Annotated in this window: 6 protein-coding genes; all 6 read right to left on the bottom strand. The window is 69.6% G+C overall.

What is annotated here, in order from left to right; genetic code table 11:
- On the bottom strand, positions 1–491 hold a 491-nt coding region (locus tag AC27VN_RS32040; protein ID WP_490879167.1), incomplete at its 3' end, for an FAD-dependent monooxygenase.
- A gap of 5 nt (positions 492–496) precedes the next feature.
- Positions 497–772 carry a DUF6587 family protein gene (locus AC27VN_RS32035; RefSeq protein ID WP_490879166.1) on the bottom strand — a complete coding sequence of 92 codons (276 nt, stop codon included), beginning with the start codon at positions 770–772 and terminating at the stop codon, positions 497–499.
- A gap of 25 nt (positions 773–797) precedes the next feature.
- Complete coding sequence (feoB, locus tag AC27VN_RS32030; protein WP_093349278.1) at positions 798–2,693, bottom strand: ferrous iron transporter B; 1,896 nt, start codon at positions 2,691–2,693, stop codon at positions 798–800.
- Complete coding sequence (locus AC27VN_RS32025; protein ID WP_490879165.1) at positions 2,686–3,012, bottom strand: FeoA family protein; 327 nt, start codon at positions 3,010–3,012, stop codon at positions 2,686–2,688. Before AC27VN_RS32025 ends, feoB begins: the two co-directional genes overlap by 8 nt.
- 153 nt (positions 3,013–3,165) lie before the next feature.
- On the bottom strand, positions 3,166–4,002 hold the full coding sequence (efeO, locus tag AC27VN_RS32020) for an iron uptake system protein EfeO (protein ID WP_296780224.1): 837 nt from the start codon (positions 4,000–4,002) through the stop codon (positions 3,166–3,168).
- A gap of 55 nt (positions 4,003–4,057) precedes the next feature.
- Positions 4,058–5,188 (bottom strand): iron uptake transporter deferrochelatase/peroxidase subunit (gene efeB, locus AC27VN_RS32015; protein WP_490879164.1); only part of this gene is annotated, 1,131 nt, incomplete at its 5' end.

Below are 5,188 nucleotides of genomic sequence, written 5' to 3'. Positions count from 1 at the left end.
CTCCAGAGGCCGTCGGCACCGATCACCGCCTCGCCCTCCCAGGCGCGCGCGTCGCTGCTCGACACGCACACGAGCTCGTCGCTGAGCTCCACGCGCTCGATCTGCGCGGCGGTCACGAGCGCGCCGGTGCCGCGCGCACGCACGGCCTCGAGCAGCAGCCCATGCAGGTCGGCGCGGTGGATGCAGAGGTAGGGGGCGCCGTAGCGTTCACGCATGGCGGCGCCGAGCGCGAGCCGACCGATCTCGCTGCCGCTGCCGGCGCTGCGCACCACCAGCGCTTCGGGCTGCGCGGCGACCCGTGCGAGGGAGTTTTCGAGGCCGAGCCGTGCGAGTCGCCGCGTGACGTTGGGGCCGAGCTGCACGCCGGCGCCGATGTCGCCGAAGGCGGCAGCCTGCTCGAACACGTCGACGCGATGGCCACCGCCGGCCAGCGCCAATGCGGTGGCCAGCCCCCCGATGCCGCCGCCGGCGACGAGGATGTGCGCGGGCATTGGCCTCAGCGCGCGGAAGACGAAGAGGCGGAGGAGGAAGCCGAGGTCTGGGGGGATTTGGGACCGCAGCTGTTGCAGCTGTCGCACGAGCCGCAGCCCGAGGTCTTGGCGAGCGAGGCCGCCAGTTGCTCGGCGCGCTCGGCATCGACGAGGCCGGCGCGCTGCGTGCCGGTGGCGACCTTGCGCGCGGCGCTGCGCCGCCAGCCCGCGGGCATCCAGCGCCAGACCGCGTAGAACGCGGCGCTCGCGACGATCAATCCGACGATCAGTTCTTGTGCCATGGAAGCTAGCCTTTCAGGGACGGTTTTACCCCGCCCCGAGAGCCACCGCAACGTGGTAGGTGATGAAGCACGCGATGTAGGCCAGCGCGAACAGGTAGCCCGCCATGATCCACACGTACTTCCACTGGCCGGTCTCGCGCTTGACCGTGGCCAGGGTCGAGATGCATTGCGGCGCGAACACGTACCAGACCAGCAGCGACAGCGCGGTCGCCAGCGACCAGCTGCCGGCGATCAGCGGCTCGAGCGCGCCGGCCACGTCGTCGCCGGTGGCCGAGAGCGCGTAGACCGTGCCCAGCGCGCCCACCGCGACTTCGCGCGCGGCCATGCCCGGCACCAGCGCGATCGAGATCTGCCAGTTGAAGCCGATGGGCGCGAAGATGTGCTCGAGGCCGCGGCCGATCATGCCGGCCAGGCTGTACTGGATCGCCGGTCCGGTCGCGCCCTCGGGCGGCGACGGGAAGGTCGAGAGGAACCACAGCAGGATGGTCAGCGTGAGGATGATCGTGCCCACGCGCTGGATGAAGATCCACGCACGCTCGTACAGGCCCAGCAGCAGGTTGCGCGGATTGGGCCAGCGGTAGGCCGGCAGTTCCATCATCAGCGAGGAGCGCTGCGTGTTGTCGCGGAAGCGCTTCATCACCCAGGCCACCAGCATCGCCGAGACGATGCCGAAGACGTAGAGCGCGAACAGCACCACGCCCTGCAGGTTGAACACGCCGGCCACGGTGCGCGCCGGGATGAAGGCCGCGATCAGCAGCGCATAGACCGGCAGCCGCGCCGAACAGGTCATCAGCGGCGCGATCATGATGGTGGTGATGCGGTCGCGCCAGTTGCTGATGGTGCGCGTGGCCATCACGCCCGGGATGGCGCAGGCGAAGCTCGACAGCAGCGGGATGAACGAGCGGCCCGACAGTCCCACGGTGCCCATCACGCGGTCGAGCAGGAAGGCCGCGCGCGGCAGGTAGCCGGAATCCTCGAGCGCCAGGATGAACAGGAACAGGATCAGGATCTGCGGCAGGAAGACGATCACGCCGCCCACGCCCGCGATCACGCCGTCGACCAGCAGGCTCTGCAGCATGCCCTCGGGCATGTGGGCCTTGAGCAGCTCGCCCAGGCCCTCGGTGGCGGCCTTGATGGCGTCCATCGGCACGTTGGCCCAGCTGAACACGGCCTGGAACATCAGGAACATGGTGACCGCGAGCACCAGCATGCCCCAGACCGGGTGCATCACGATGCGGTCGATGCGGTCGCTGGTGACCAGGCTGCTCGCGGGCTCCTTCACCGCCAGGCCGAGGATGCGGCGCACCTCGCGCTGGGTGGCGAGCACGTCGTCGAGGCCGGGCGCATGCCACGGCTGCGGCGTGGCCGCGGCCACCGGGGTGTCGAGCACGGCCAGCAATTCCTTCGCGCCACCGGACTGCACGCCCACGGTCTCGATCACCGGCAGGCCGAGTTCGCGCGACAGCACGGCCGTGTCGACCGCGATGCCCTGCTTGCGCGCCATGTCGGTCATGTTGAGCGCGACCACCATCGGCAGGCCGAGCTTCTTGGCGTCGAGCACCAGGCGCAGGTTCAGGCGCAGGTTGGTGGCGTCGGTCACGCAGACCAGCAGGTCGGGCAGCGCCTCCTGGCTCTGGCCGGTGACGACGTCGCGCGTGACGGCCTCGTCGGCCGACAGCGCGTTGAGGCTGTAGGCACCGGGCAGGTCGAGCACGAACACGCGCCGGCCCGCGGGCGTGCGCAAGCTGCCTTCCTTGCGCTCGACGGTCACGCCCGCGTAGTTGGCGACCTTCTGGCGGCTGCCGGTCAGCAGGTTGAACAGCGCGGTCTTGCCGCAGTTGGGATTGCCCAGCAGCGCGATGCGGTTGGGCTGGCCGGTGGCGGCGAAACCGCCCGGGCCCTGGATCACGGCCTCAACCATGGCGCGCACCTCCGGCCACCTCGGCGCCCGGCGCCACGTGGATCAACGCGGCCTCGTGGCGACGCAGCGCGAAGGTGGTGTGGCCCAGCCGCACCGCGATCGGCTCGCGGCCCGGCATGCCGCTGGCGACGATGCGCACCGACTCGCCCGGCACGAAGCCGATCTCGGTCAGGCGCAGCACCAGCTCGCGGTCTTCCGCGCCTTCGGGCCGGGCGACGTCGAGCACGGTGGCCCACTGATGATCGGGAAGCTGGTCGAGGCGCAGGCCCGCGGAGGCCGGCGCAGTGGCCGCCTGGGCGGCGATGTTGTTGGTTTGCACGGTGGGAGTGCGCTCGGAACCCCGGGAGCGCCAGTTAGCAAAACCAGGATGCTATCAATTCTCAATCGCGTAAACCTGACCAAGACCCCACAAATCCGACGATCGCGCCCCGCGCCGGTGCGTTTCGACCCCGGTGGAACCGGGGATCGAGGGTCAGTTCAGGCCGAGCATGCCGCGCAGCTTCGACAGATCTTCGGCCAGCGTGTTGACCCGGCCGGCCAGCAGCTTGCGGTCGCGCTCGCTGAGCTTCGAATAGGTTTCGAAGCCGCCGTCGGGCGTGCGGTACTTGGCGAGCGTGTCGAACACCACCTTGAAGTTGGCGTCGGCCTTGTCCGAGAAGGCCTTGTTCTCCTTCACCACCAGCGGGCGCAGCAGCTCGACGATCTTGAAGGCGCCCTCGAAGTTGGACTGGAAGTCCCACAGGTCGGTGTGGCTGTAGCGGTTCTCCTCGCCCGAGATCTTGGTGGCCGCGACCTCCTCCATCAGCACGGCGGCGCCGCCCACCACCTTCTCGGGCGGGAAGGTCAGCGCGCCCAGGCGTTTCTGCAGCTCGAGCACGTCGGCCAGCAGCTTGTCGGCCACGGGGTTCAGTTCCTTCGTGCTCTTCTGCACCCACAGGCCGTACTCGATGCGGTGGAAGCCGCCGAAGGCCGGGTCCTTCTCGGCCTTCTCGTGGTCGTCGGCGCGCGAGTCGATGGACTTGTCGAGGTCGTTGAACAGCTCGGCCACCGGCTCGATGCGCTCGTAGCTCGTGCGCGTCGGCGCGTACAGCTTCTTCGCCTTCTCGATGTCACCGGCCTTCACCGCGGCGGTGAAGGCACGGGTGTCCGCGGCCAGCTTGCGCACGTTCTCGGCGACGTAGATCTTGTAGTCGGAGATCGGGCCGACCAGCTCGAGCGGCGACACGGCCGCCTGCGCACCGGCGGCGTAGAGGCCGGCGATGCCTGCGAGGAAGGTGGCGAGGAAGCGACGGCGGAACTGCACGGTCATGGATCTCCTTGGTTCTGAGGGTGGTGAAAAAACTTTGGGGGGGCGCGCGGCGCGCTCAGGCGGCCATCAGGCCGCGCCCGAGCCAGTCGGCCTCGTCGCGCACGCCCGGCAGCGTGAAGAAGAAGCCGCCGCCGATGGGCTTGATGTATTCCTCGAGCGGCTCGCCGTCGAGGCGCGTCTGCACGGCGATGAAGCCGTCCTCGAGGTTGGCCTGGTAGCAGATGAACAAGAGGCCCATCTCGAGCTGGCCCGACTTGGTGACGCCGTTCGAATAGTTGAAGGGCCGCCGCAGCATCAGGTTCTTGTCCGAAGCCCTGGTGCGCGGATTGGCCAGGCGGATGTGCGCGTCGAGCGGCGTGGTCTTGCCCTCGGGGTCCTTCGCGTAGTCGGGCACGTCGTGCTCGGTCCTGCCGCCGTCCATCGGCGCGCCCGTGGGCTTGAGCCGGCCCATGATGGCCTCCTGCTCCTGCAGCGGCGTGCGGTCCCAGCGCTCGACGAAGTTGCGGATGATGCGCACCGCCTGGTAGCTGCCGCCCACGGCCCAGGCCGGCTCGTCGCCGCCGGCCGGCACCCAGACGATGCGGTCCATCAGCGTGTCGTCGGCCGAATCGGGATTGGCCGAGCCATCGCGAAAACCGAGGAAGTTGCGCGCGCTCTCGGCCGGCTTGCCGGGCACGGCCGGAATCGGCGGCACGGTGCCCTCCTGCTTCCAGTGCAGCACCAGCAGGTCGGGCGTGTTCTTGATGATGTCGCGCAGCGCGTGGATGTTGGTGTCGGGCGTGTTGGCGCAGAACTGGATCGACAGGTCGCCATGGCACAGCGCGGCATCGAGCGCGTCGTTCGGATGGCGCTGCATCTGGTTCAGCCGCCTGGGCTTCTTCGACGCGAGGCCGAAGCGCTCGTCGAACAGCGAGGTGCCGACCGAGACGGTGACGGTGAGCCCGTCGGGCTGCACCACCGGCCCGAGGATGCCGGAGCCCGCGGGCGGCAGCTTGGGGTCGGGGTCAGTCTGCGGGCCGCCCTGCGTGAGGAAGGCGATGCGCTCGGTCAGCGTGCGGAACAGGCGCTCGAGGTCGGCGCGGTTCTCGGCCAGCACGAAGAAGGAGGCGATCATGCCGGCCGTCGGCCGCGGCGTGACGATGCCGGCCTGGTGCCGGCCGCGGAAGGGCACGCGGTCCTGCGTGTG

This window comes from Variovorax sp. 20P10.2.4, from assembly GCF_058244205.1.
This window is presented reverse-complemented; position numbering and strand designations above follow the sequence as displayed.

Excerpts from the sequence above, each read along its gene's own strand:
- feoB (WP_093349278.1), bottom strand. The coding sequence starts at position 2,693 with ATGGTTGAGGCCGTGATCCAGGGCCCGGGCGGTTTCGCCGCCACCGGC.
- efeO (WP_296780224.1), bottom strand. The coding sequence starts at position 4,002 with ATGACCGTGCAGTTCCGCCGTCGCTTCCTCGCCACCTTCCTCGCAGGC.
- AC27VN_RS32035 (WP_490879166.1), bottom strand. The coding sequence starts at position 772 with ATGGCACAAGAACTGATCGTCGGATTGATCGTCGCGAGCGCCGCGTTC.